1 rRNA gene is annotated in these 1,718 nt (G+C 50.5%); it reads left to right on the top strand.

Going from position 1 to position 1,718, the window contains the following annotated elements:
• Nucleotides 1-74 precede the first annotated feature (74 nt).
• Nucleotides 75-1,637 (top strand): 16S ribosomal RNA (locus BMZ95_RS00010).
• Nucleotides 1,638-1,718 lie beyond the last annotated feature (81 nt).

The following is a 1,718-nucleotide window of genomic DNA, read 5'->3' on the forward strand; positions in this document are numbered from 1 at the left end:
AGGGCTTCTTGTTTTAAACAAGAGCAACAATATTTGCGAAGTCAATTCGCTAGTAAATTTTGAGTCACAAACTATAAATTGAGAGTTTGATCCTGGCTCAGGACGAACGCTGGCGGCGTGCCTAATACATGCAAGTCGAACGAAGCTTTCTTTCACCGAATGCTTGCATTCACCGAAAGAAGCTTAGTGGCGAACGGGTGAGTAACACGTAGGCAACCTGCCCAAAAGAGGGGGATAACACTTGGAAACAGGTGCTAATACCGCATAACCATGAACACCGCATGATGTTCATGTAAAAGACGGCTTTTGCTGTCACTTTTGGATGGGCCTGCGGCGTATTAACTTGTTGGTGGGGTAATGGCCTACCAAGGTGATGATACGTAGCCGAACTGAGAGGTTGATCGGCCACATTGGGACTGAGACACGGCCCAAACTCCTACGGGAGGCAGCAGTAGGGAATCTTCCACAATGGACGAAAGTCTGATGGAGCAACGCCGCGTGAATGAAGAAGGCCTTCGGGTCGTAAAATTCTGTTGTCAGAGAAGAACGTGCGTGAGAGTAACTGTTCACGTATTGACGGTATCTGACCAGAAAGCCACGGCTAACTACGTGCCAGCAGCCGCGGTAATACGTAGGTGGCGAGCGTTGTCCGGATTTATTGGGCGTAAAGGGAACGCAGGCGGTCTTTTAAGTCTGATGTGAAAGCCTTCGGCTTAACCGAAGTAGTGCATTGGAAACTGGAAGACTTGAGTGCAGAAGAGGAGAGTGGAACTCCATGTGTAGCGGTGAAATGCGTAGATATATGGAAGAACACCAGTGGCGAAAGCGGCTCTCTGGTCTGTAACTGACGCTGAGGTTCGAAAGCGTGGGTAGCAAACAGGATTAGATACCCTGGTAGTCCACGCCGTAAACGATGAGTGCTAAGTGTTGGAGGGTTTCCGCCCTTCAGTGCTGCAGCTAACGCATTAAGCACTCCGCCTGGGGAGTACGGTCGCAAGACTGAAACTCAAAGGAATTGACGGGGGCCCGCACAAGCGGTGGAGCATGTGGTTTAATTCGAAGCAACGCGAAGAACCTTACCAGGTCTTGACATCTTCTGACAATTCCAGAGATGGAACGTTCCCTTCGGGGACAGAATGACAGGTGGTGCATGGTTGTCGTCAGCTCGTGTCGTGAGATGTTGGGTTAAGTCCCGCAACGAGCGCAACCCTTATTGTCAGTTGCCATCATTAAGTTGGGCACTCTGGCGAGACTGCCGGTGACAAACCGGAGGAAGGTGGGGATGACGTCAAATCATCATGCCCCTTATGACCTGGGCTACACACGTGCTACAATGGACGGTACAACGAGTCGCTAACTCGCGAGGGCAAGCTAATCTCTTAAAGCCGTTCTCAGTTCGGATTGCAGGCTGCAACTCGCCTGCATGAAGTCGGAATCGCTAGTAATCGCGAATCAGCATGTCGCGGTGAATACGTTCCCGGGCCTTGTACACACCGCCCGTCACACCATGAGAGTTTGTAACACCCAAAGTCGGTGGGGTAACCTTTTGGAGCCAGCCGCCTAAGGTGGGACAGATGATTGGGGTGAAGTCGTAACAAGGTAGCCGTAGGAGAACCTGCGGCTGGATCACCTCCTTTCTAAGGAATGAATTACGGAATCTGCACATGATTCGAAACTTTGTTTAGTTTTGAGGGATTTGTTTCCTCAAAACTTGTTCT

This window comes from Ligilactobacillus ruminis DSM 20403 = NBRC 102161 (genome assembly GCF_900113455.1).
GTDB lineage: Bacteria > Bacillota > Bacilli > Lactobacillales > Lactobacillaceae > Ligilactobacillus > Ligilactobacillus ruminis.